Origin of the sequence: Metabacillus indicus, from assembly GCF_046603695.1 — a bacterium.
GTDB classification, from domain to species: Bacteria; Bacillota; Bacilli; order Bacillales; family Bacillaceae; genus Bacillus_P; species Bacillus_P indicus.
In genome coordinates this window covers 1,419,123-1,440,929 of the sequence record NZ_CP176757.1, presented here as the reverse complement: position 1 = coordinate 1,440,929, position 21,807 = coordinate 1,419,123, and the positions used below count along the sequence as shown (strand labels likewise).

Genomic DNA, 21,807 nt, shown 5'->3' with positions numbered 1-21,807 from the left:
ATTAATTTTCATAACATTTCCATTTTTCAATAACAAAAGGTTTCCTGGAATCTTCATGTATAATGAGTTTTATCATCTATAGAAGGAGTCGTACGGAAAGCATGCACATTGTTATTCGCTGGATCAGCATCATCACAGGCTGTTTTGCCGTGTCGCTCGGCGTTCATCTGCTATCATCCTCAGAGCTTGTCATCGGCGGAACGGCAGGAATGGGAATTGTAGCACAGCACCTTTCAGCCTACTCATTCGGAACTCTTTTTTTTGTCATTAACTTGCCTTTTTATGCACTTGCCGTCACACAGCTGGGCATCGCATTTACCCTAAGGACGTTCATCAGCGTCAGCATCTTGTCCATCACCTCAGAATTTCTGCAGCAAACATTCATTGTCCATTTTCCGCATCCTGTCATCGCAGCCATACTTGGAGGAATCTCCATTGGAATCGGTCTCATCTTCTTATTCAGAAACGGATCGTCACTTGGCGGCATGAACATTCTTTGTATTTTTCTCGAGAAGAAATTCGGATTCAACCCAGGCAGAACCATGCTTATCACCGACCTGATGATTGTCGGATCAGCACTGCTTGTATTCGGTCCCCTGCAAATTATCTACTCGGCCATTGCCATCTTCGTCATGACGGCAATTCTCGGAAGATACCATAAAAAAGCTCCGCTCGAGCGTGAAAGCGGCCATGCTGAAACTGAAGAAAACAGCGTTTCGGCAACAGCCTGAAAAAACAAAAAGGAACCGGGTTTTAATCCGGTTCCTTTTTGTTTTCATCCAAACAGCCACTGATAAATAATAACTGCAGCAATACTTCCGAAGACTATGAATCCCCCTATTGTCGGACTCCCGTAAACCGTCCGGTTCCAGGCATCTTCCCTCACCTTTGTCTTATCATCATTCTTATCCATCGAACCCCTCCGCTCAAAGGATACATTAATATATGATTGGAACAGGTGCAGTCTTCCTCTATTTATACAATATCCTCGGATTCTCTTTCTGGCTGCATGACTCCAAAGCATACAGCGACTGCTGTGCCCCAAAGCGCACCAGGTTACGTTCCAGCTTCATGCCAATCTTCTCAAGCATTTTGCATGATGCCAGATTGGCTGTCTGCGTTTCGGCAAGGATAACCGGAAGATTCATCTCTTCAAAAGCATATGTTATTACGGCACGGACAATTTCAGAAGCATACCCCGCTCCCCACCATTTTGGCAGGAACTGATAGGAGATTTCCGTATGCACGCCTTCATGGTGCACATCAAGAGAAACAGTACCCATGAACTGCTGAGTCATTTTTTCCCTTACAACCCAATAAGGCAGCTGGCCTTCAGCGACCTTTACAGCTTCAATCATAGGCGCAAGCGACTCTTCATCACGAACTCCTCCCAGATATTTGCGCACTTCCGGGTTTAAATAGAGCTGTTTTACTTCTTCTATGTCTGCTATTCGGATCCGGGACGCCTGACACCTCTTCGTTTCAATCAACATGTCCACCGCTTTTCCATTTTATTCTTGCTACCACACGAGATACTGATGAAAAAATAAAAAAGCAAAAAGCAAGAAGATGGAAAGAACCGCGGCTGCCCCCGAGCATTTCCTTATTTTCTGCTGCCTTCTTTTTCTCTCTTTCGCGATATGATTGCTGCACTGCCCTCATATTTACCTGTTCTCTCATAATAAGTCTCCCTTTTCAGCAATGTTGAAGAGGAATTCTGTTTACTTAACTAAAACATTCTCTGTATTCCATATATATCCTGCAACCTGTGGTTATTTATTTGGATTGCAGTTAGATTGGGGGAACATGCTTTTAGTTGTACGGTCTCCGAGTTTGCTTACCCCCGCAAATCGTTTTACGGTTTTCGAGGGTACGTTTCTCCTGTTTGCTTACCCCCGCAAATCGTTTTAAGGTTTTCGAGGGTACGTTTCTCCTGTTTGCTTACCCTCGCAAATCGTTTTACGGTTTTCGAGGGTACGTTTCTCCTGTTTGCTTACCCTCGCAAATCGTTTTACGGTTTTCGAGGGTACGTTTCTCCTGTTTGCTTACCCCCGCAAATCGTTTTACGGTTTTCGAGGGTACGTTTCTCCTGTTTGCTTACCTTCGCAAATCGTTTTACGGTTTCCGAGGGTACGATTCCGGCTCTTACTTACCCTCCCAAACCGTTTTACAGTGCTGGAGGGCAACAAAAAAGATGAAATCCGAAGATTCCATCCTTTTTGCGTTTACTTATAGATCAAATATTCTTTTCGTACTTTTTTGAATGCATCAAGGTCTTTTTTGTATTTGTCTGTTATGTCAGAGACTGCTGCTCCTTCAAGGATCATCGGTCTTGTCCATGTGTTGCCGATCAGCTTGTCGAAGAAGTTGTTTGATAAGAACTCGAAGTCTTCCGGATACATGTCATGGACGGTTTTGACGATATGCAGGCCTGTCGGCACGGCATCAAATTCCTCTCTGTCGGTCACATAGACTTCTACACCGTGGCTGAGTTTGCCGGCATGCTTAGAGAACATCGGTGTAAATGATGCAGCCCGGAACTTCACGCCCGGCAAGCTGAGTGCGTTCAGCTCCGCAGCAAGGTCTGTGCTGTTGATGAACGGTGCTCCAATCAGTTCAAACGGTTTTGTTGTACCCCGTCCTTCTGAAAGGTTCGTTCCCTCAATCAGACCAGTTGCAGGATAGACAAATGCTGTCGACACAGTCGGCATGTTTGGAGAAGGCAGAACAAACGGAAGTCCTGTGTCATCGTAACCCATGGAGCGTTTCCAGCCTTTCATTTTCACGACTGTGAGATCGGCTCCGATGTTGAATTCTTCATTAAAGAGAGAAGCAAGCTCTCCAACCGTCATGCCGTGCTTAGTCGGAATCGGATAAAGTCCGATAAAGGACGCTGCTTCCGGTTCAAGGACAGGTCCGTCGACACTGTCCCCTCCCTGCGGATTCGGGCGGTCGAGCACGACAATCGGAATGTTGTTTTCTTTCGCTGCTTCCATGGCATAAGCCATTGTGTAAATGTATGTGTAGTAGCGCGTTCCGACATCCTGGATGTCAAAAAGAAGAATTTCTACGTTCTCAAGCATTTCAGGAGTTGGTTTCTTCGTATTACCATATAGACTGTATACTGGAAGGCCTGTTTTCTCGTCGATATAAAACTCGACGTATGAGCCGGCCTGAGCATCTCCGCGGACGCCGTGCTCAGGGCCGAAAAGGGCCGTCAGTTCAATTTCAGGATCGTTATGCAGCTGGTCAACGATGCTGTTCAGGTTTGAATCTATTCCCGTCGGATTTGTAATCAGCCCGACTTTTTTCCCCTTGAGAAGTTCTTTCTCATCCTCCAGCAATACTTCAACACCCGGTGTGACTTTGTTTTTCTTTTTCTCTTTATGGGCAGAAACATCTTTATCAGCCGGCCATGCACTGATTGCAAGCATCAGTACCGTTATAAGCACAAGTATTCGTTTCATTTCAGCCTCTCCCTTAGATCAGATTATTTAAGCTGTTTGCCTGAGCGGATGTCCAGTCCATATCCGAACGGATACAGCGTTTCTTCTGGATTTGTGACGGATGGAATGTCGACTGGAAGCTTGCCTTTTGGATTTGACTCTCCGAAGATCGTTCTGATTCCGGCCGGGATGTTTGGCTGTCTGTATGCGCCGTTTGAATAGCCTTTGAAGCCGTAAACGGCCATGACAGCTTTTGCTTCTTCAAAATTTGCTGCGTCATACGGATTGCGCATGCTCATAAGGACAAAATCTTTGCCTTTTGACTGTGCATCTTTCATGACCGCTCTTGGGAAAGCCGTTGCCCATTTGCTTGAATCCTGTACTGAGTCGTCAATGACGCCGTCGTTTACAGCCGGGTCGTTTTTCACCACATAGGAACCAGTAATGACATAATCAGCTTTATCAATCATCGCAGCTGTTTCAGGACCGAATGTTTTCCCGGAGAAAGCATATCCTGAGACTTCAACGTCTTTTTTCTTGCCTTTTAATTCTTTAAGACTGCGTGTCATCGCTTCTACTTGATCCGCAAATGGTGCAAGCACCAATACTTTTTCGCCTTTTTTCGGTTTGAAAGGAAGTGTTTTATCTTCGTTTTTCAAAAGGGTGACAGCATCTTCTGCCATTTTCTTTTCTTTTTTCAGGTGATCTTTGTTTCCGACTACTTCAAGTGCATTTTCTACTTTTTCCTCAATTGGAGTTAAATCAGGTGTTAAGATGCCGCGTTTTTCCTTTAGTGTAAGAATGCGCTCAACGGATGCATTCACCTGCTCAATCGGAAGCTCCCCTTCTGAGATCGCTTCTTTCACAGCATTGAAGACAGATGCAAGATTTTGCTCCATATCAAGTGAATTTACCTGTGCAGGCATTAATGCGATATCCACACCGGATTTCAGTGCAAGCACAACAGCTTCTTCCTGGCCGAAGTTGTCGGCGATGGCTTTCATATTCAGGGCATCCGTAATGATGACACCGTTAAAGCCCATTTCTTCGCGAAGCAGTCCAGTCAGAACTTTCTTGGAAAGCGTAGCCGGAACAAGAATTTCCTCACCGTCTTTTTTGCTGATGTACGTCGTATCGTCAAATGCCGGGAATTGAACATGAGCCGTCATGACCATGTCAACGCCTTCATCAATGGCTTTTTGGAAAGGAGCGAGTTCAACAGCACGAAGTCTTTCTTTGTCATGCGTCACGATAGGAAGCCCATAATGGCTGTCTGTCGCTGTATCGCCATGTCCCGGGAAATGCTTTGTTGTTGCGGCCATATTCTGGCTTTGTAGTCCTTTGATTGTCTGGATGCCAAGCTTTGAAACAAGTTCCGGATTAGAACTGAACGAACGGACGCCGATTACCGGATTCCCTGGGTTATTGTTCACATCAACCGACGGACCAAAGTTAACGTTCACTCCGAGAGAGGAAAGCTCTTTGCCGACAATTTCACCTGTCTGATAGGCATATTTTTCACTTCTTGCAGCACCGAGTGCCATATTGCCTGGAAGGTTTGTCCCTGTCTGAAGACGCGTGACAATCCCGCCTTCCTGATCAATTGTAATGAAGAGCGGAATATCAGGGCTTGCCTGCTGAAGACCGTCTGTTAAACGTGCTGTCTGTTCGGTTCCGACAACGTTTTCTGCGAAAAGAATGACTCCCCCAAGGTGATATTTCTGAATGATGCCGCCGACTTCATCGTTCATAACCGTGAAGCCTGTCGCAGTGCTTTCCCCTTCTTTTTTCCAGTTGCGGAAATCAGGCATCAGCATCTGTCCGATTTTTTCATCAACGGACATGTTTTCTACAATGGCTTTCACATCTGTTTCTGCCGATGCTTTAACCGGCTTGATTCCGGCTAAAGCTGATACTGACAGGACCGCTGCAAGAGCGGCGGATATCCATTTCTTTTTCCCCATGTTACCCATCCCCTTATTTTTTATTTGGTTTCCAAAGCTTCATAAACAGCTGTTACAACACTTCCATAGCTGCCTGTTGTAAACAGATCTCCGAAGAATTGATTAGAGTTTGCAGCCGGATTCACGAGCGGAGAGTGCTTTTTGTTTGTTAAAAGAACGATGCCAAGGTCATACTCAGGATCAATAATCGTGACAGTGCCTGTCCAGCCTGTATGACCATAAGCGCTGTCGCTTGCATACTTGCTGAACATCCAGTCCATGCTGTCGTTTCCATTTAATCTCCAGCCGAGGCCGTACGTGCCATTCATGTCAGAAGGCTCTACGAATTCTTCGATAACCTCTCTGTCAAAAAGCTTCTCGTTTCCGTAGCCTCCTCCATTCAGCATCACTTGAAGAAGAACGGCAAGGTCCTGTGTTGTTGAAAACAGACCTGCGTGTCCAGATACACCTTCCATTGAATAGAAGGCTTTTTCATCATGAACTTCCCCCTGAAGTGTATATGTTCTGATGTTCGGGAAGCTGATGACGCCGTCGCGGGTATTGCCCATAAGTTCTGTTGCTGAGATTTCCTTCGGTTTAAACCCTTTTTGCAGCGGATTAAAGACTGTATCCTTCAATTTCAAAGGCTTGTACAATTCGTTTTCAACGTATTGATCAAGCTTTTGTCCAGTAATTTTTTCAACGATCGTGCCAAGAAGCATATAATCTACATCGCTGTAAATATTCTGTGTTCCCGGTTCATATGTAAGAGGCGTCTTGTTGATATTTGCAATTGTTTTTTCCCGCTCCTGCGAATACAGTTCCTTTGATACTGCAGGGTTATGATATTGCGGGTCAGGCTTAAATCCTGCTGTGTGATGCAGGACATCAATAATGCGCATCGTGTCTTTGCCCTTGATCACATCAGACTCTGAATCCTTAAATTCCGGAATGTACGTTTGAACTTTGTCGTAAACATCCAGTTTTCCTTCGCTTGCCAGTTTTTGCAGAGCAAAGTTTGCAGCATACATTTTTGTATTGGAGGCGAGGTCAAACAGCGTATCGTTCTCCATCTTCAAAAATTTCTTAAGCGGTGTATGACCGTCAAATTTTTGTTTGTAGCCGTAGCTTTCATTTTTTACGATTTTGCCGTCTTTTATGACAATCAGAGCGGCTCCCGGAAAACCGGCTGCGACTTCTTTTTCAATCAGCTGGTCTACTTTTTCAAGTTTTTCAGAAGAGAAACCGGCTTCTTCAGGTTTTTTTGCTTTCGACAGAACAGAGTACTCTGTTTTAGCTTTAGGCGAGGCTTTGATTTCTGCAAACGATGCAGATGGTGCGATAAGCGATAGAGCAAGAACCGAACTAAGTGCGCTGGCTGTCCATTTTTTCATGTGTTTCCCCTTTGTTTTCCGTATTTTTTTAAACCGCGTCGATCTTCACTTTTTGTCCGGGCAGGGCAAGGTTCAAAAGCGGCAAATCCTCATCTATCACTTTTCCGATGACATTCACTCTTTCATCTGCTTTTAAGACCCGCCTGCAAATCTGGACTTCTCCCCTGTAGCGGCCGTACCCGCTGTTATCCATCGTAATCATTCCTATTTGCCGTTCAATCGTATTGCATGGTTTTACCTCTTCAGCCAATCGCGTATCTTTTAGTCTGAAAACATCTCTTGATGCATCTGGCCGAAACTGATAAAAGCCGCCTGTAAACTGGTCTGAATGAACCCTTAGAGTTAGAATATTCCGTCTTTTATAAAGAGACAATTTTTCTATCAGGCCGTCTTCTGTACCCGGGTCGCCTATATTGACGTGATCGACCTTTTGAAGCAGTTCAACACCGGCTGCATAGGAGGATATGTTTCTATGTTTCTCTAAAGTTGGCAGTCCATCATACAGCGGTCCTCTTTTTGTCCCTGTACCGGGGATGAAGGCTGCTGTCTCAATGCCGTATTTTCTGAACAGCTCATTTTGAGAATGAAAGAATTCTTCGTCTAAACCGGTTTCTCTCCTCGGATAGAAATTGTGCCATGCTATCGTCTTTTGAGGTTCCAAGCCTTTTTTCAGCAAAGATGCAAGCTCGGGCCCGGTTATCGTGCTCGCATTAATAGAAAGGGCAAAAACGGCAGACAGTGACTGTATCGCAGCTTCATCGAATCCGTCATCAAGTCTGATTCCCCTGATACCAAATGCAGAAAGCTCTTCAAAATTATGTATGTCAAGATGCTTTAGTGTGGAAGGTGATACGTCGGCATGGATCTCAATGTCATGGTTTTCTGCAAGTGCCAGAAGCTCTGCCGCCCTCTGCTTCAGATTTCCCTTTTCTTCAGGAATGTGAAGCGAGGTAAACGCCCGCTTCACGCCTGATACTGCCGCATGCAGAATCTGCTGTTCTGCATGCGGGTCCTGAAGATAAAATGATATGCCGATCACTTGAACTCAGCTGCCATTTCGTCTTTAAATCCGAATAGATACGTAAAGATGAAACCTGCAGCATAAGAGATGGCGAGTCCTGCAAGGTAAAGAAGGATCTGGTTTGTGTGAACCAGGAATGTCAGCGGAAGGCCGGATACACCGACTGCAATTGTCGCAATATCAAAGTGCGCCTGGAAGGCTCCCCCTACTCCTGCTCCAAGACATGCTGTCAGGAAAGGACGGCCCAGAGGCAGTGTGACACCAAAGATCAGCGGTTCGCCGATGCCGAGCATGCCTGATGGAAGACCGCCGCCAATGGCGCGCTTCAGGCTTTTCTTCTTTGTTTTGAAGTAGATGGCAAAGGCTGCCCCTACCTGACCTGCGCCTCCCATAGCAAGAATCGGAAGAAGCGGATCATCGCCGATTGAATTAATCAGCTCAAGATGTACAGGTGTCAGACCCTGATGAAGACCTGTTACAACAAGCGGAAGGAACGTAGCTCCAAGGACAAAACCGGCAACTACTCCTCCAAGATCAAGCACGCTCAGAAGTCCTTTTGTGATCGTATCAGATACAAAACCTCCAACTGGCATGAATACGATATAGGTTACGATCCCTGTAATTAAAAGTGCAATGGTAGGTGTAATGATAATATCAAGAGACTGCGGAACAAATTTGCGAACCTGCTTTTCAACGAAAGCAATAAAGATGGCAGCGAAAAGGACTCCGATTAAGCCGCCGCGTCCAGGAAGAAGATTTTCGCCGAACAGGGCAATATCGCCCACTGCGGGGTTAATGACCAGAATACCTGCGAGTGCGCCAAGCGCCGGCGAACCGCCAAATTCTTTTGCCGCGTTTGTACCGACTAATATTCCTAGGTAAGCGAACAATCCTGAACCTATAACAGTTAAAATAATGGCCAGCTGTGAATCGGCTGCAAGCCACTCTGCCTGGACAACTGCTTTTGTAATACCGGTAATCAACCCGGATGCGACAAGTGCCGGAATCAGCGGAATAAAGATGCTTGCAATTCTTCTGAGGAACAGTTTAAAAGGCTTTGCATTCTTTTTATCGATTTCCGACTTGTTTTTCGATGCGGCATCCTTTAAGTCGAATCCGTCCGCTGAAGCAAGCAGCTTTTCAAACTCGGCCGAAACCTTGTTGACAGCTCCAGGTCCAAGAATGATCTGAATCGTCTCTTCCTCTACAACCCCGAGAACACCGTCTGTTTTTTTAATGGCATCCATATTTACTTTTGATTTGTCATACGGAGAAACTCTAAGCCTAGTCATGCAGTGTGTAGAAGCACTGACGTTTTCTGCTCCTCCAAGATGCTCAAGCAGCTGCTCGGCAATGAGTAAGTTTCTGTTATTCCCCTTAGCCATTCTGTAATCCCCCTTTTGTTGTGCCTATTTCATTTTTTCTGTCATTGATTTGATCGCCGCTCTTGTATTGTCAATATATCGAACGGTCTCATCATACTGCTCGGTCGCCATTCCGAGGAATAAAATATCAATCATATAAAGCTGCGCAAGCCGTGATGACGTCGCGGCGCTCCTGAATGGAGCTTCATTTGAGAAAGAAGTATGAAGCGAGACATCGCTGAGTGAGGAAACAGTCGTCTGCCCGAAATGGGTAAGCCCAATCGTTTTCACTCCTCTTTCTCTTGCAAGTTTCATCACATTGACGATTTCCTTCGTTTCACCCGAAAACGAAATGGCGAAAAGCACATCGTCCGGCTGTGCATTTGCTATTAATGTTGCAACAAGATGCATATCTGTAAAGGCAGTTGCTCCTTTGTTGATGCGGATCAGCTTTTGCTGGGCATCCTGCGCGACTATGTTTGATGCGCCTACCCCGCAGAAGTGAACGTTTTTCGCCTTCATGAGCATGCTGATTGCCATTTTCAGATTGTCATGATCAATAATCTCCGCTGTATCTCTTATAATCTGAATCGTATTGCTTGTCGTTTTCTCAACAACTCTGTAAAGAGATTCACCAGGCTCAATATCACGGTAGCCTTGTTCAACAGACTTCATCAAGTCGCCGGCAATTCTCATTTTCAGATCCTGAAACCCTCTGAGTCCAAGTGATTTGCAGAGCCTGACAACAGCTGCCCCGCTTGTCTTTGCCGATGTGCTGAGCTCGCTTACGGTGCTGTTTACCACTTCGTGCGGATGTTTGAGAATATATTCGGCAAGCTTTTGTTCAGATTGCGGCAGCTTGGAAAGCATCGTTTGGATAATGGAGAGAGCACCGGTTGTCATAGCTTTCGCTCCTTACCCTTCATGAAGTGAGATGGCTTTTCGGACATCTCCGTCTGCGCGAAGCAATAAATCAGATGCTTCGTCATACGCGGCTCCCGCTTTAATCATGACAATGGACGGCTTCACTTTCAGCTCCGCTTTTTCAAGAGTCTCTTTTGCCGTTTCATAATCTGATCCAGTTAACGTCTGGATGATGCTGACGGCCCGTTCTTTGAGCTTGTAGTTGCTCACATTCACATCAACCATCAGATTTTCATACACTTTTCCGATTTTGATCATGGATGCTGTTGAGATCATGTTTAAAACCATCTTGTGGGCAGTAGCCGCTTTCATTCTTGTTGAACCCGTTACAACTTCAGGCCCAACAATCACTTCTATACCGACTTCCGCCGCTTCAGAAATTTTCGCATCTTTGTTGCATGAAAGAGCGACTGTTTTAGCCCCGATGCTTTTTGCATATTGAAGGCCTCCGTAAACATAAGGCGTTCTTCCGCTTGCGGCAATGCCTACTACCGTATCATTAGCTGTGAGCTGGATGGATTTTAAATCATTTACTCCAAAATCTTCTCTGTCTTCTGCTCCTTCTACCGCTTTAACAAAAGCTCGTTCCCCACCGGCAATCAGCCCGATGACTGTATCCGGTGATGTACTGAAGGTCGGCGGGCATTCGACAGCGTCGAGGACTCCGAGCCTGCCGCTTGTGCCTGCACCAATATAAATGATCCTGCCTCCCTTTTTAAGAGATTCATAGGTAAACTCTACGGCCGCCTTCACTTCAGGAAGAACTTCTTGTACTGCCGCCGCTATTTTCATATCCTCGTTATTCATGATCGAGAGGATTTCAAGCGTGCTTGCGCTGTCGATCTTCATTGTTTGTTCATTTCTCAATTCTGTCGTTAATGAACGCAGCTGTTTTTCCATAAAAGGATGTTGCCCCCTAACAAAATTCTTACTATTCAGTATATTTTAATATAAACATAATTTCAATTTAAACTTAACTTTTTTGAAATTACATTTCAGATTATACGTCCATGATAGCGCTTTTATGACTAGACGGCAAGAGGTGCCGACCTGTTTTCTCAATTGTAAATTATGTAAATGCCCACAATTTTACGGGTCTTTTGATTCGTTTTTTGTGAGCGGGGCATGAAAAAAGATTGGTTTGTATGCAGATTCACATAAGCAAACAGGAAAAAGGAATGATTTTTCAATCAGAACAGAAAAAAAAGACCACAGGATTATGCCCTGTGGCCTCAAAATCACAATACTCGTTTGTCCTTTGCTTCTCTGATCCAGTCCGGAAACTCATTCAGTAAACGGTCATAAAGCTCTTCATCTGTCATTGCATCGATGTTCTGCACATGGAAGAAGTTTGCGTTGTCGATGAACCTGCCTTCCATTGTGTCCAGATTTTCAAGCACTTTAAAATTGGAATCTCCAATCCCGACAAACTGCCAGAAAAGCGGCTTATCAGAAGATGACACAACCGGTTTTTTAATTGTGCTTTTACAGCCTCCGTCGTTTATAAACACGACAAACGCAGGATCACTGCTCGGCTCTTCCTTTAAATATTTTGTCATGACATCAAACATGACCGGCGGTTCATCGTTGCGCCCGAATTTATGTATAGAATCGTTAAAAAGAATCTCTCTGTTTACATAGTTTTCGAAATCTCGTTCTGTGACTGATGGAAGTCTTGTAAATTCATTGTCGTATACCCAGACGTCAAGCATTCCGTCATCATCAAACTGGCTTGCCACTGCAAGAATTCTCTCAACCACCTTTTGCACGGTTCCATCCTTGTAGAGGCTCCGCATTGAACCGGAAATATCAAGAACAAGACCTACTCTTGCGACGACACCTGTAAGCTTTTTTTTCTCAAGAACGATACCGGCCGTTTTTTTCATCAAATTGATTGTGCTCATGTTCACAGCCTCCTATCAGACATCAAGTCCGTAGTTTCGGCATAATGCAGCGAGTCCTCCTGAGAAGCCGCTGCCGATTGCATTGAACTTCCAGTCCTGGCCGTGCTTGTACAATTCGCATACAACTACTGCTGTTTCGACTGAGAAGTCTTCACCGAGGTCATAGCGCAGCACTTCTTCAGAGTTGTCTGCATTTACAACGCGCACGAAGGCATTGGAAACCTGGCCGAAGTTCTGGCTTCGGGCTTCTGCATCATGAATGGTAACGGTAATGCCGATTTTCTCAACGTGAGAAGGCATCAGGGAAAAATCAATGATCATCTGTTCATCGTCCCCGTCTCCTTCACCTGTGCGGTTATCCCCTGTATGTTCAACTGCCCCATTTGGACTCTTTAAATTGTTATAAAAGATAAAATCAAGATCGTTCTGTACATTTCCATTTCCATCTGCAAGAAATGCCGACGCATCCAAATCAAAATCTCTGCCGCCTGAATATTTATTCGTATCCCACCCAAGACCGATAATCACTTTTGTTAAACCCGGATTTGTTTTCGTAAGATCAATGCGCTGTCCTTTTGATAATGAAATTGACAAGTTGATCACCCCTAAAAATATTTTCCATTAAAGGAAGTCTGCTTCTATTGTACTACGAATCTAGCACAAAAAAGTTTCAATTTCCAATTTTTCGCTGCACATTCAAAAAGATTCTCATGTTTAAGGGATAACCATGAGTGGAACAGTCTACTAGATTGAAATTGAAGGAGGATCACTATGAAACGGCATAAATTATATATTAACGGAGAATACATGGATTCAACTTCAGATGAAACAATTGAAGTCGTAAATCCGGCGACAGAGGAAGTCATTTCAGCCATTTTTGCAGGTACAGAAGAAGATGCAAACAAAGCGATTGAAGCGGCATTCAAAGCTCAGAAGCAATGGGAAAAAGTCCCCTCAGCAGATAGAGGAAAAATCGTCAGAGCTCTTGGGGACAGGCTGAAGGAACGGCGTGAAACCTTTATTGAACTACTGATGGAGGAACAGGGAAAGCCATATCAGCAGGCAAGCGGTGAGGTTGATACGGCAATTGACTACTTTTACTACATGTCCGAGTGGGCACGCAGGATTGAAGGGGAAATCATTCCGAGTGACCGTCCGAATGAAAACATCCTGATGTTCAGGAAGCCGATAGGCGTTGTTGCGGGAATCGTCCCATGGAACTTTCCTGTTTTCATCTTGGCAAGGAAAGTCGCAACCGCTCTTATTACAGGCTGCACCATTGTTCTCAAACCAAGCCAGCAAACACCAAATACCGCAGCTGAGTTCACAAAAATCATTGATGAAATGAAAGATATTCCTCCCGGCGTTTACAATTTCATTACCGGAAAAGGTTCGACAATCGGAAACGTGATGGCCTCTCACCCTAAGGTTGGCATCATTACCATGACCGGCAGCGTGAAAGCAGGAACAAAGGTTATGGAAGCAGCTGCCCAAAACATCACGAAGGTGAACCTGGAGCTTGGCGGTAAGGCACCTGCCATCGTGACGAAGCATGCAAATCTCGAGACTGCCGTTAAGAGCATCAAACAGTCGAGAATCACAAATTCCGGTCAGGCTTGTACAAATGCGGAACGTGTGTATGTGCATGAGGATGTTGCTGAAGAATTTATCGAGAAAATGACAGTAGCTATGAAAGATACAAAGGTTGGAATGCCTGCAGACAGAGAGTCTGAAATGGGACCGCTCGTCAGCAAGGACCGCCTGGAAACGGTTGAAAAGATGGTTCATAATGCTGTTGACAGCGGGGCAAAAATTCTTACTGGCGGAAAGCGGGCTGACATATCCGGAGGATTCTTTTATGAACCTACCGTCATAACAAATGTCAGTCAGGATTCAGAAATCATCCAGGAAGAAATTTTCGGACCCGTTCTTCCGATTATGACGTATAAAACGCTTGATGAAGCAATCGAGCTTGCAAATGATTCTGATTACGGCCTCTCATCGTCCATCTATACAGATAATGTCCACGAAGCCATGCGTGCAGCAAATGAACTGAAGTTCGGCGAGACCTTCATTAACCGTGAAAATTTCGAAGCCATTCAAGGCTATCATGCCGGCCTGCGTAAATCAGGGCTTGGCGGAGCAGACGGCAAACACGGGATTGAAGACTTCACTGTCACACACGCCGTTTACATGCAGTATGACGACAAAAAAGCATAACAAAAAACGTTCAGGCAATTGTCTGGACGTTTTTTCATAATTCCTCCCCCATTCGAGCATGATGAATAACAGGAGGGATTTTTTGTGACCTATTCAAAACCGATCAGAATCATCATTCTTATTCTTTCCTGGGGAAGCCTGTTCTTATTAAAGCCCGCTTCCATCCTTCGCTTTTCGCCTGCCTCTTTTCTTGTCTCATTGTTGTTGGCGGTTGAAACAATGATCGCAGGGCCTTATCAGCTTTGGACGATTAAAGGAGGAAAGAAAAACCGCTTATGGGGAGATCTGAGCTTTATATTCGGCCCGTTCATTTCAGGAACCCTCTGGATATTCCACCTTACATACGGAAAATTTTGGAGGTTTATGCTGCTTAATGCGGCCATGGATTTCCTATTGGCCTATCCTCTCACCTACGTTTTCGAAAAAACAGGTTTATATAAGCTGAAGAAATTAAATAAGCACTGCCTCTTTGCACTTTCGGTTTCCTATGCAGCTTTGATTTACGGCTATCAGAAGGTACTGGAAGGAAGTTTTAAAAAAGAATCATCCTAGGGGCTGGGAGAAAACATGTCGGTAGTTCACTTGAAAATATTCTTAAAATTGATGCTGTTTCAGGGTATGACTACACAAATGAGGTTCCTTTTCTGATAAAAGTGGCAGCACTATCGCGAATGACGCCACATATGAGGTTCCTCTTCCGATGAAAGTAGCAGCACTATCGCGAATGACGCCACATATGAGGTTCCTCTTCCGATGAAAGTGGCAGCACTACCTCGAATAACGCCACAAACGAGGTTCCTCTTCCGGTGAAAGTGGCAGCACTATCGCGAATGACGCCACATATGAGGTTCCTCTTCCGATGAAAGTGGCAGCACTACCTCGAATAACGCCACAAACGAGGTTCCCCTTCCGGTGAAAGTGGCAGCACTACCTCGAATAACGCCACAAATGAGGTTCCTCTTCCGGTGAAAGTGGCAGCACTACCTCGAATAACGCCACATATGAGGTTCCTCTTCCGATGAAAGTGGCAGCACTACCTCTAATAACGCCACAAACGAGGTTCCATGTCTGATAAAAGTGGCGGCACCCTCTTCTAGTCCTGTACTTTAACACGAAAAAAACACCGAGCTAGCTATATCCTAGTTCGGTGTTTTTCATCTCTGAAATCGTTAAGTTCCAGCATCACTTTTCTTATTTCCGAAGCTTTTGAATAAGTTTTAACAGAACAGCCGCTGCAATGACGATCACCGTTATGACAACTGTTCTTTTGATGGCAGCCGGATCCTGCATCACATAAATGGCAATATATGCCCAGATGAAGACAAGCGGATAATAGACATCATCATTTTTGAATGTAAACCAGACGGCAAGCACGGCTCCGACAATCAGCATAATAACTGCCCAGGCGAGCTCATTCAAGCCAAGGAATGATTCAATGCCTGCCGTATAAAAGAAAATGAAAAAGTTTACGATTGTTGCAACTGAAATCCAGCCTAGATAAATCGAAAACGGTGTTCTCATGAGCCATTTCCGTTCTGGTAAACGCTGAATGCGCGTATACACGATAATCAGGGAAATCAGCAGTCCCAGCATGACAAGCAGCGAGACCGGAAACAGTTCATAATGGAAAGCAAAAAGCCATAGGCTGTTAAAGATACAGCTCAGGAAAAACCAAATGCCAATCTTTGCATAGTTCATGCGTTCTTCTTCATTCACAAAAAATTGTCTTGCCGTCCAAATTCCAAGCAGCAGGTAAATCAGTCCCCAGATGGAAAATGCATAGCCTGCAGGCGTGAACAAAACCGGGATACTGTCAGACACCTCTGCAGATGTCTGTCCATTGAGCGGCAGGGCATTTGCCAGATAGTTAACAACAATGACGAGAACATATCCCGCCGCATTCAGAAGGGCAAAACCGGAAAATCTCTTCATGATGACCTCCTCCTTTTCACAATTAGTGTATTTTGCCTGTCTTTTTTTCATACCCTTAATTAGTCAAATTAAAATAAGCAAAGCACATTTGGGAGTTTTGAACGAGTCATGAGTTTCTTCTCGTCATTCATCATGCTTTTGCTCACGCCATCATATACCTAAAGCATTACGAGTAAAGGAGAGGGAGAGATGAGAGGACAAGTAAGGCTGCTCCCCCATAAATATGGCCCGGTTGTTAAAAATGTGAAAACCAATTCTGAAGGTGTGGAAATGATTCAAGCCCCAAAGATCTGGGAAAAGGGAGTCCGCGGAAGGGGCATAACGATCGCAGTGCTTGATACAGGCTGTGACATCAATCACCCTGATCTGCGCGGCAATATAGCAGGAGGGCGTAATTTTACGACCGATGACAACGGGGACCAAAACCGGGTGACCGATTACCACGGCCACGGCACTCACGTAGCGGGAACAATTGCCGCATCAAAATATGTGGGAGTTGCCCCGCAGGCAAAAATTCTCGTTGTAAAAGTGCTGGCAGGAGATACAGGAAGCGGTGAGTACGACTGGATTGTGAAAGGCATTCTTTACGCCATTGAACAGAAAGTTGATGTTATTTCGATGTCACTCGGAGGACCGTCTGATCATTCTGAGCTGCGCAAGGCTGTAAAAAAAGCCGTTGCGAATCAGATATCCGTCGTTTGTGCTGCGGGAAATGAAGGAGATCAGGACGGGGGCACTTCCGAGTATTCTTATCCCGGCTCATATAATGAAGTGATTTCGGTTGGCTCAGTAGGATTTAACAGGGCATCTTCCCCTTTTTCCAATTCCAATAATGAACTTGACTTAGTTGCACCTGGTGAAAGGATTGTTTCTACTATACCTGGCGGGGAATATGCTGCATTCAGCGGTACCTCTATGGCCACTCCGCACGTTTCAGGTGCACTTGCTTTAATTAAAGAGCTGGAAGAAAAAGAATTTGACAGGACGCTGACTGAAGCTGAACTATACGCCCAGCTCATTAAGCGTACAATTCCTTATGGAAATCCAAAGACGCTCGAAGGCAATGGACTGCTCTACTTGACAGCGCCTGATCTGCTCCGGGATGCTGCCGAAGGAGATTCAGAAGAATAATCAAGAGCCATCATCCGCATAAGATGATGGCTCTTTTTGTATGATCTCAAGTAGTCACCTGAAAAAATCCGCTTAAACAAACTGATTGTTCCTCCTGAACTTCTCCATCAGCCCTTTAGCGAAGTCATTGGCCTTTTTCAAATCGCCTTTTTCCATGTAATAATCAAACAGCAATAAACCGTAATGCTGTGCCGGAAGAACATATCCAAGTTCTTTAAAGTGCGGATAAGCATGGTTTTCTATGTACTGATAGTAGGATTCGACTTCCCCGTTTATTTTTAATAGGTGCATCGTAAAAAAATGAATAAAAGTCTTATTGTCGTCTTTTTCGGCGAGTGACAGACCCTTTTGGGCAAGGGCTGCCAGGTCTTCCTTCTTTGTCAGGCCCTCTTTTGAGAGAGCATTCACATATCCTTCAAAAGAACCAAGGTAATTGGGATCTCCGGGCTGCCGTTTATCGGCAGATTTTTTATAGTATTCTGCTGCAGCTGTAAATTCCCCCTGCCTGAGCTGATGATATCCGAAATTGTGGTGCAGCAGCGCCTGCTGATGAGACAGTCCGTAATCTCCTGCCATCTCTATGAGGCGCTCATATTCTTTGTTTTGAAAAACAGCATCATCCGATTGCTCCAGCTGAATCAGCATAAGCATTTCCGTTTCAATGATTCGTGACAGGCTTCTGTTTTCTGTAAAGAACTGGAGGGCTTTGCCCGCATAAAAGTAAGCAAGGACATTTGAATGAATCGAATGGTAAGCAAGCGCCAGATCGTAATAATATTCACGGTTAGAATATTCTGCAAGATTAATTTCTTTTAATACGGCAATTGCTTTAAAGTAATCATGCCGGGCTCTCAAATGATAATTCCCCTGGATATGCAGCAAAAGATTTTGTTCATATGGGGACAGACCGGTCCACAGGCGCATCTCGTTTAAAAGAGCTTCTGCTTCTTCATTTTTAGAAGATGATAGATAATACCTGGTTAAAATAAGCGTATATGTACGGTGAAAGTCCTGAATCTGAAGCAGGCGGCTGTTTTCAAGCTGCTCTTTGACAGCTTCGGTTTTTGAATGGCTTTTGTGTATGATGGCTTCGTGCCATTCATTAAGAAGTTTTTTAATCTTATAGTAGTTTTCAATTTCTGAATCGATGCTGATTCCAAGCCGCTCGCACAGCAATTGAATGGTTTCCTTCGATACTTCTGTCAGCCCGCGTTCTATTTTACTGATGTGCGTGGCCGAACAAATCGCCTCACCAAGGTCCCTTTGCTTTATGTTGTAGAATTCACGGTAAAATTTAATAATTTTTCCTTCCAGCATGCTGCGTCATCCCCCTGTGTCAAAGCATCTCTATAAAACTATTATAACGGCATGCCCAATTGATTGGCCCCGAGTTCAAACAGAATATTTTTCGGCAGCAGAAATACCCCCGGGAGCCCGGAGGTATTCACTTCATTATTTTGAAAGAACGTGCAGGATCATTTCTGCATCTTTTTCATCCACATTCATTTCATCAGCCAGCTTCAAAGGATCTTCTGCCAGGCCGGGTTTTCTTTTCAAAGCATGCAATGCCTGATAGCAAAGGCTTATCGGTGTTTTTTCAATGCGGGTGGTGATGATTCTGCACACCCCCTGCTTTTCTGTCTGAATGGCGCCAAACTGCTCAAGCTGCTGCATTCTGAGAATAGCGGTCCTCTTTGACAATCCCAGTTCATCCGACAGCTCGCTGATGTCATATGCGACATTTCCGTCAGCATCTCGATGAACCAGCAAATACCCTAGAAGCTTTGAATAGATGCCTGATAGATGTACCAATGCTCTCTCATTTATGTTCATTTCTATGCCACCTAATCCAATCTGTTACAAATCAGTATACATATTGTCTTAGGGCCAATGTTTCATATCATCATTTTGTAATATAGTTTTTACCCGTTTGTTATATATCTGTGAATTTTTAGGAGTTTATTCCTTTTCATCGTCTAAATCAATCATCTTATCTGAAAAACCGAACAGCCATGTCAGGACAAATGCCGTTGCGACTGCGAGAAAGTTCACAGCGAGATACATGATGATCTGTCCATTTAAGTACAGCAGAACTCCAGGAATTGCCGTTATCGCCATTCCTGTTGCTTTAAGGCCTGCAAGAGAGGCAGCAAATCCGCCAATGCCGCCGCCAATCAGCGCCATGACAAACGGTTTGATATAGCGGAGGTTCACGCCGAAAATCGCGGGCTCTGTGATTCCGAGCAAAGCAGAAAAAGAAGATGGCAGCGCAATGGCCTTCAGTTTTTTTGACTTGGTTTTCAGGCCCACAGCAAGCGCCGCTCCCCCCTGTGCAACGACAGAACACGTAATGATCGCATTGTACTGATTGTATCCGAAGCGCTCGAGCAGCTGGATCTCAAGCAGGTTAAACACATGATGGACGCCTGTTACAACAATCAGCTGATTTAATGAACCTATGATGAGACCGCTTATGCCAAACGGCCAGTTTAATATGGCTACTGTGCTGTTCAGGATAAATTCCTCAACTGTATGAAAAACTGGTCCTATGATAAAAAGAGAAAGAATGATCATGAATAAAAGCGTTAAAAATGGTGTCAAAATCAAATCAAGCGATTCTCTTGTATGTTTCCTGATTGAACGCTCAAGTTTTGCTCCTATTAGCCCCGCGATAAATGCAGGGAGGACCGACCCCTGATAGCCAAGAACCGGAATAAAACCAAAAAATGTCAACGCCTCGGCTTTATCTGCCGCCACATCGTAGGCATTTGGAAGGGCAGGACTTACAAGCATTAAGCCGAGCACCATTCCAATGACGGGATTTCCCCCGAAAACCCTGAACGCAGACCATGCAACAAGCGCGGGAAGAAAAGCAAAGGCTGTATCCGTCAGCACCTCTGAAAACGTAATGACATTTTGCGGGATCTGTTCAGGTGTCATGCCGAAAAAAGCAAGCACCTGCTCCTGGAGGATAAGGCCCCTAATCCCCATAAAAAGCCCGGTAGCAACGAGAATCGGAATGATTGGAACAAAAACATCCCCAAACGCACGGACGGATCTTTGAAACAAATTGCCGCTTTTTGCTGCTGCCTCTTTCTGTTCATCCTTTGCAGACCCGGTAACACCTAGCGCAATGACCTCTTCATAAATGCGGTTCACCGTCCCTGTTCCGAAAATCAGCTGATATTGCCCTGAATGAAAAAAGGCTCCCTTTACTTTATCAATGGACTCCGCTTTTTTCTGATCAATGTCTTCTTTCCTTTTCACCATTACGCGAAGCCTTGTCGCACAGTGCGACACAGATGTGATATTTTCACGGCCTCCAAGTGCCCAGATGACTTCTTCGGCAATTTTCCGGGTGTCTGACATGGAATCCTCCTGGATGTATTTGACATACATGTAATTTCCCTCATTATCTCTTCTTTTAAACAGAAAAAATAGCTGAAATTTCACTCAAATCAGAAAATAATGATTGTCGAAACTAAATATTGCGGTATAATTTAATGAATAAAAGCATAAAAGCGTAAAAGCAAATAAAACGGGGGTATGTCAAATGAACTGGAAAAACCTTGGAATGGGAATCGCACTGTCAAGCATGATGATCGCTGCCGGCTGCGGAAGCAAAGAAACGTCGGGAGGCAGCGGCGAAAAGACCTATCAGGTGGGTGTCACTCAAATTGTCGAGCATCCTTCTCTTGATGCTGCTTTAAAAGGATTTCAAAAAGCACTGAAAGATGAAGGTCTAAAGGTTGACTATGACGTGCAGATTGCAGGCGGCGATCAGAATAATAATCAGACCATTGCAAGCAATTTTGTCGGCGATGGCGTTGACTTGATCTTCGCCAACTCCACACCAAGTGCTCTGAGCGCACTCAATGCTACTAAAGATATTCCGATTGTTTTCACTTCAGTCACGGATCCAATAGGGGCAGGCCTAGTCGAAAGCTTTGAAAAACCGGGTGCAAACATTACCGGAACGACAGATACTCACCCTGATGCCATTCCGAATACGGTCAAATTCATAGATGAAAATGTGGACGGAAATAAGGTCGGGATGATCTATAACTCAGGTGAGCAAAACTCGGCGGCTCAAATTGATCTTGTTAAAAAAGCAGCTAAGGGAACAGATATTGAAATTGTTGAAGCATCTGTTTCAACCTCAGCTGAAGTCAAGCAGGCCGCTGAAAGCTTAGTCGGAAAAGTAGATTCTTTCTATATTATTACTGATAATACGGTCGTATCCGCTTTAGAGTCTGTTATTTCTGTTGCAGGCGACGAAGACATTCCCCTGTTTGTCGGAGAGCTTGATTCAGTAGCCAGAGGCGGTTTTGCTGCTTATGGATTTGACTACGGGGACATTGGATATGAAGCGGGCTTAAAGGCAGCTGATATCCTAAAAGGAGAAAAAAAAGCGGGAGATATCCCTGTTGATTACCCTCAGAAATTAAAACTGCAGGTCAGCAAAAAAGCGGCTGAAGCGATGAATGTTGACATAAAAGACTTTAAAGACGCTGAATTAATCGATTAA

At 44.7% G+C, this 21,807-nt stretch carries 20 protein-coding genes; 5 read left to right on the top strand and 15 right to left on the bottom strand.

Annotation, left to right across the window (positions count from 1 at the left end; all coding sequences use genetic code 11):
• Positions 1-101: 101 nt before the first annotated feature.
• A complete protein-coding gene (locus ACK1LH_RS07135) occupies positions 102-731 on the top strand; it encodes a YitT family protein (protein ID WP_029281890.1) in 630 nt (209 codons plus the stop codon).
• A 44-nt stretch (positions 732-775) separates the two neighbouring features.
• Here the strand turns inward: ACK1LH_RS07135 and ACK1LH_RS07130 are convergent, their stop codons facing one another.
• The 11 genes from ACK1LH_RS07130 to ACK1LH_RS07080 all read right to left on the bottom strand — a co-directional run bounded on the left by ACK1LH_RS07130 (position 776) and on the right by ACK1LH_RS07080 (position 12,590).
• Positions 776-913, bottom strand: a complete 138-nt coding sequence (locus ACK1LH_RS07130) for a hypothetical protein (RefSeq protein WP_161781192.1) — start codon at positions 911-913, stop codon at positions 776-778.
• 58 nt (positions 914-971) lie between these two features.
• A complete protein-coding gene (locus ACK1LH_RS07125) occupies positions 972-1,490 on the bottom strand; it encodes a GNAT family N-acetyltransferase (RefSeq protein WP_051827032.1) in 519 nt (172 codons plus the stop codon).
• Between the two features lie 735 nt (positions 1,491-2,225).
• Positions 2,226-3,467, bottom strand: a complete 1,242-nt coding sequence (locus ACK1LH_RS07120; RefSeq protein WP_411334862.1) for an exo-beta-N-acetylmuramidase NamZ domain-containing protein — start codon at positions 3,465-3,467, stop codon at positions 2,226-2,228.
• Between the two features lie 23 nt (positions 3,468-3,490).
• Entirely contained in the window at positions 3,491-5,410 is a 1,920-nt protein-coding gene (locus ACK1LH_RS07115; protein ID WP_411334861.1) for a glycoside hydrolase family 3 protein, read from the bottom strand.
• Positions 5,411-5,430: 20 nt separating this feature from the next.
• Positions 5,431-6,783 (bottom strand): penicillin binding protein PBP4B, encoded by a 1,353-nt coding sequence (gene pbp4b, locus ACK1LH_RS07110; protein ID WP_029281900.1) that lies wholly within the window; start codon positions 6,781-6,783, stop codon positions 5,431-5,433.
• Positions 6,784-6,811: 28 nt separating this feature from the next.
• The gene (locus ACK1LH_RS07105; protein ID WP_411334860.1) at positions 6,812-7,822 is read right to left on the bottom strand and encodes a MupG family TIM beta-alpha barrel fold protein; all 1,011 of its coding nucleotides are present in this window, start codon (positions 7,820-7,822) and stop codon (positions 6,812-6,814) included.
• Entirely contained in the window at positions 7,819-9,189 is a 1,371-nt protein-coding gene (locus ACK1LH_RS07100) for a PTS transporter subunit EIIC (RefSeq protein ID WP_029281904.1), read from the bottom strand. Before ACK1LH_RS07100 ends, ACK1LH_RS07105 begins: the two co-directional genes overlap by 4 nt.
• Positions 9,190-9,213: 24 nt before the next feature.
• Entirely contained in the window at positions 9,214-10,071 is an 858-nt protein-coding gene (locus ACK1LH_RS07095) for a MurR/RpiR family transcriptional regulator (RefSeq protein WP_029281906.1), read from the bottom strand.
• Positions 10,072-10,083: 12 nt separating this feature from the next.
• A complete protein-coding gene (gene murQ / locus ACK1LH_RS07090) occupies positions 10,084-10,992 on the bottom strand; it encodes an N-acetylmuramic acid 6-phosphate etherase (RefSeq protein ID WP_411334859.1) in 909 nt (302 codons plus the stop codon).
• Between the two features lie 338 nt (positions 10,993-11,330).
• A complete protein-coding gene (locus tag ACK1LH_RS07085) occupies positions 11,331-11,996 on the bottom strand; it encodes a vWA domain-containing protein (protein WP_029281910.1) in 666 nt (221 codons plus the stop codon).
• A gap of 15 nt (positions 11,997-12,011) precedes the next feature.
• The gene (locus tag ACK1LH_RS07080) at positions 12,012-12,590 is read right to left on the bottom strand and encodes a TerD family protein (RefSeq protein ID WP_029281912.1); all 579 of its coding nucleotides are present in this window, start codon (positions 12,588-12,590) and stop codon (positions 12,012-12,014) included.
• 177 nt (positions 12,591-12,767) lie between these two features.
• Here ACK1LH_RS07080 and aldA point away from each other — a divergent pair, with 177 nt between their 5' ends.
• Both aldA and ACK1LH_RS07070 read left to right on the top strand, forming a co-directional pair.
• Positions 12,768-14,216, top strand: a complete 1,449-nt coding sequence (aldA, locus tag ACK1LH_RS07075) for an aldehyde dehydrogenase (protein ID WP_411334858.1) — start codon at positions 12,768-12,770, stop codon at positions 14,214-14,216.
• An 84-nt stretch (positions 14,217-14,300) separates the two neighbouring features.
• Entirely contained in the window at positions 14,301-14,768 is a 468-nt protein-coding gene (locus tag ACK1LH_RS07070) for a hypothetical protein (protein ID WP_029565392.1), read from the top strand.
• Between the two features lie 639 nt (positions 14,769-15,407).
• Here the strand turns inward: ACK1LH_RS07070 and ACK1LH_RS07065 are convergent.
• Entirely contained in the window at positions 15,408-16,148 is a 741-nt protein-coding gene (locus tag ACK1LH_RS07065) for a TspO/MBR family protein (RefSeq protein ID WP_029281918.1), read from the bottom strand.
• Positions 16,149-16,337: 189 nt separating this feature from the next.
• Between ACK1LH_RS07065 and ACK1LH_RS07060 the strand changes: the two genes are divergently transcribed.
• On the top strand, positions 16,338-17,279 hold the full coding sequence (locus ACK1LH_RS07060) for a S8 family peptidase (protein ID WP_029565391.1): 942 nt from the start codon (positions 16,338-16,340) through the stop codon (positions 17,277-17,279).
• 72 nt (positions 17,280-17,351) lie between these two features.
• Here ACK1LH_RS07060 and ACK1LH_RS07055 read toward each other — a convergent pair whose 3' ends face one another.
• The 3 genes from ACK1LH_RS07055 to ACK1LH_RS07045 all read right to left on the bottom strand — a co-directional run bounded on the left by ACK1LH_RS07055 (position 17,352) and on the right by ACK1LH_RS07045 (position 20,648).
• Positions 17,352-18,596, bottom strand: a complete 1,245-nt coding sequence (locus tag ACK1LH_RS07055) for a helix-turn-helix domain-containing protein (RefSeq protein WP_029281922.1) — start codon at positions 18,594-18,596, stop codon at positions 17,352-17,354.
• A gap of 135 nt (positions 18,597-18,731) precedes the next feature.
• The gene (locus ACK1LH_RS07050; protein ID WP_029281924.1) at positions 18,732-19,112 is read right to left on the bottom strand and encodes a hypothetical protein; all 381 of its coding nucleotides are present in this window, start codon (positions 19,110-19,112) and stop codon (positions 18,732-18,734) included.
• Positions 19,113-19,238: 126 nt separating this feature from the next.
• Positions 19,239-20,648, bottom strand: coding sequence for a sucrose-specific PTS transporter subunit IIBC (locus ACK1LH_RS07045; protein ID WP_029281926.1), 1,410 nt, complete (start codon positions 20,646-20,648; stop codon positions 19,239-19,241).
• 226 nt (positions 20,649-20,874) lie between these two features.
• Between ACK1LH_RS07045 and ACK1LH_RS07040 the strand changes: the two genes are divergently transcribed.
• Positions 20,875-21,807 carry an ABC transporter substrate-binding protein gene (locus ACK1LH_RS07040; protein WP_234703382.1) on the top strand — a complete coding sequence of 311 codons (933 nt, stop codon included), beginning with the start codon at positions 20,875-20,877 and terminating at the stop codon, positions 21,805-21,807.

Bases quoted from the DNA above. Each gene is read 5' to 3' on its own strand.
- ACK1LH_RS07040 (WP_234703382.1), top strand. From the start codon at position 20,875: ATGATGATCGCTGCCGGCTGCGGAAGCAAAGAAACGTCGGGAGGCAGC.
- ACK1LH_RS07115 (WP_411334861.1), bottom strand. From the start codon at position 5,410: ATGGGGAAAAAGAAATGGATATCCGCCGCTCTTGCAGCGGTCCTGTCA.
- murQ (WP_411334859.1), bottom strand. From the start codon at position 10,992: ATGGAAAAACAGCTGCGTTCATTAACGACAGAATTGAGAAATGAACAA.
- ACK1LH_RS07095 (WP_029281906.1), bottom strand. From the start codon at position 10,071: ATGACAACCGGTGCTCTCTCCATTATCCAAACGATGCTTTCCAAGCTG.
- aldA (WP_411334858.1), top strand. From the start codon at position 12,768: ATGAAACGGCATAAATTATATATTAACGGAGAATACATGGATTCAACT.
- ACK1LH_RS07050 (WP_029281924.1), bottom strand. From the start codon at position 19,112: ATGAACATAAATGAGAGAGCATTGGTACATCTATCAGGCATCTATTCA.
- ACK1LH_RS07085 (WP_029281910.1), bottom strand. From the start codon at position 11,996: ATGAGCACAATCAATTTGATGAAAAAAACGGCCGGTATCGTTCTTGAG.
- ACK1LH_RS07045 (WP_029281926.1), bottom strand. From the start codon at position 20,648: ATGTCAGACACCCGGAAAATTGCCGAAGAAGTCATCTGGGCACTTGGA.
- ACK1LH_RS07130 (WP_161781192.1), bottom strand. From the start codon at position 913: ATGGATAAGAATGATGATAAGACAAAGGTGAGGGAAGATGCCTGGAAC.
- ACK1LH_RS07055 (WP_029281922.1), bottom strand. From the start codon at position 18,596: ATGCTGGAAGGAAAAATTATTAAATTTTACCGTGAATTCTACAACATA.
- ACK1LH_RS07060 (WP_029565391.1), top strand. From the start codon at position 16,338: ATGAGAGGACAAGTAAGGCTGCTCCCCCATAAATATGGCCCGGTTGTT.
- ACK1LH_RS07100 (WP_029281904.1), bottom strand. From the start codon at position 9,189: ATGGCTAAGGGGAATAACAGAAACTTACTCATTGCCGAGCAGCTGCTT.
- ACK1LH_RS07120 (WP_411334862.1), bottom strand. From the start codon at position 3,467: ATGAAACGAATACTTGTGCTTATAACGGTACTGATGCTTGCAATCAGT.
- pbp4b (WP_029281900.1), bottom strand. From the start codon at position 6,783: ATGAAAAAATGGACAGCCAGCGCACTTAGTTCGGTTCTTGCTCTATCG.
- ACK1LH_RS07065 (WP_029281918.1), bottom strand. From the start codon at position 16,148: ATGAAGAGATTTTCCGGTTTTGCCCTTCTGAATGCGGCGGGATATGTT.
- ACK1LH_RS07135 (WP_029281890.1), top strand. From the start codon at position 102: ATGCACATTGTTATTCGCTGGATCAGCATCATCACAGGCTGTTTTGCC.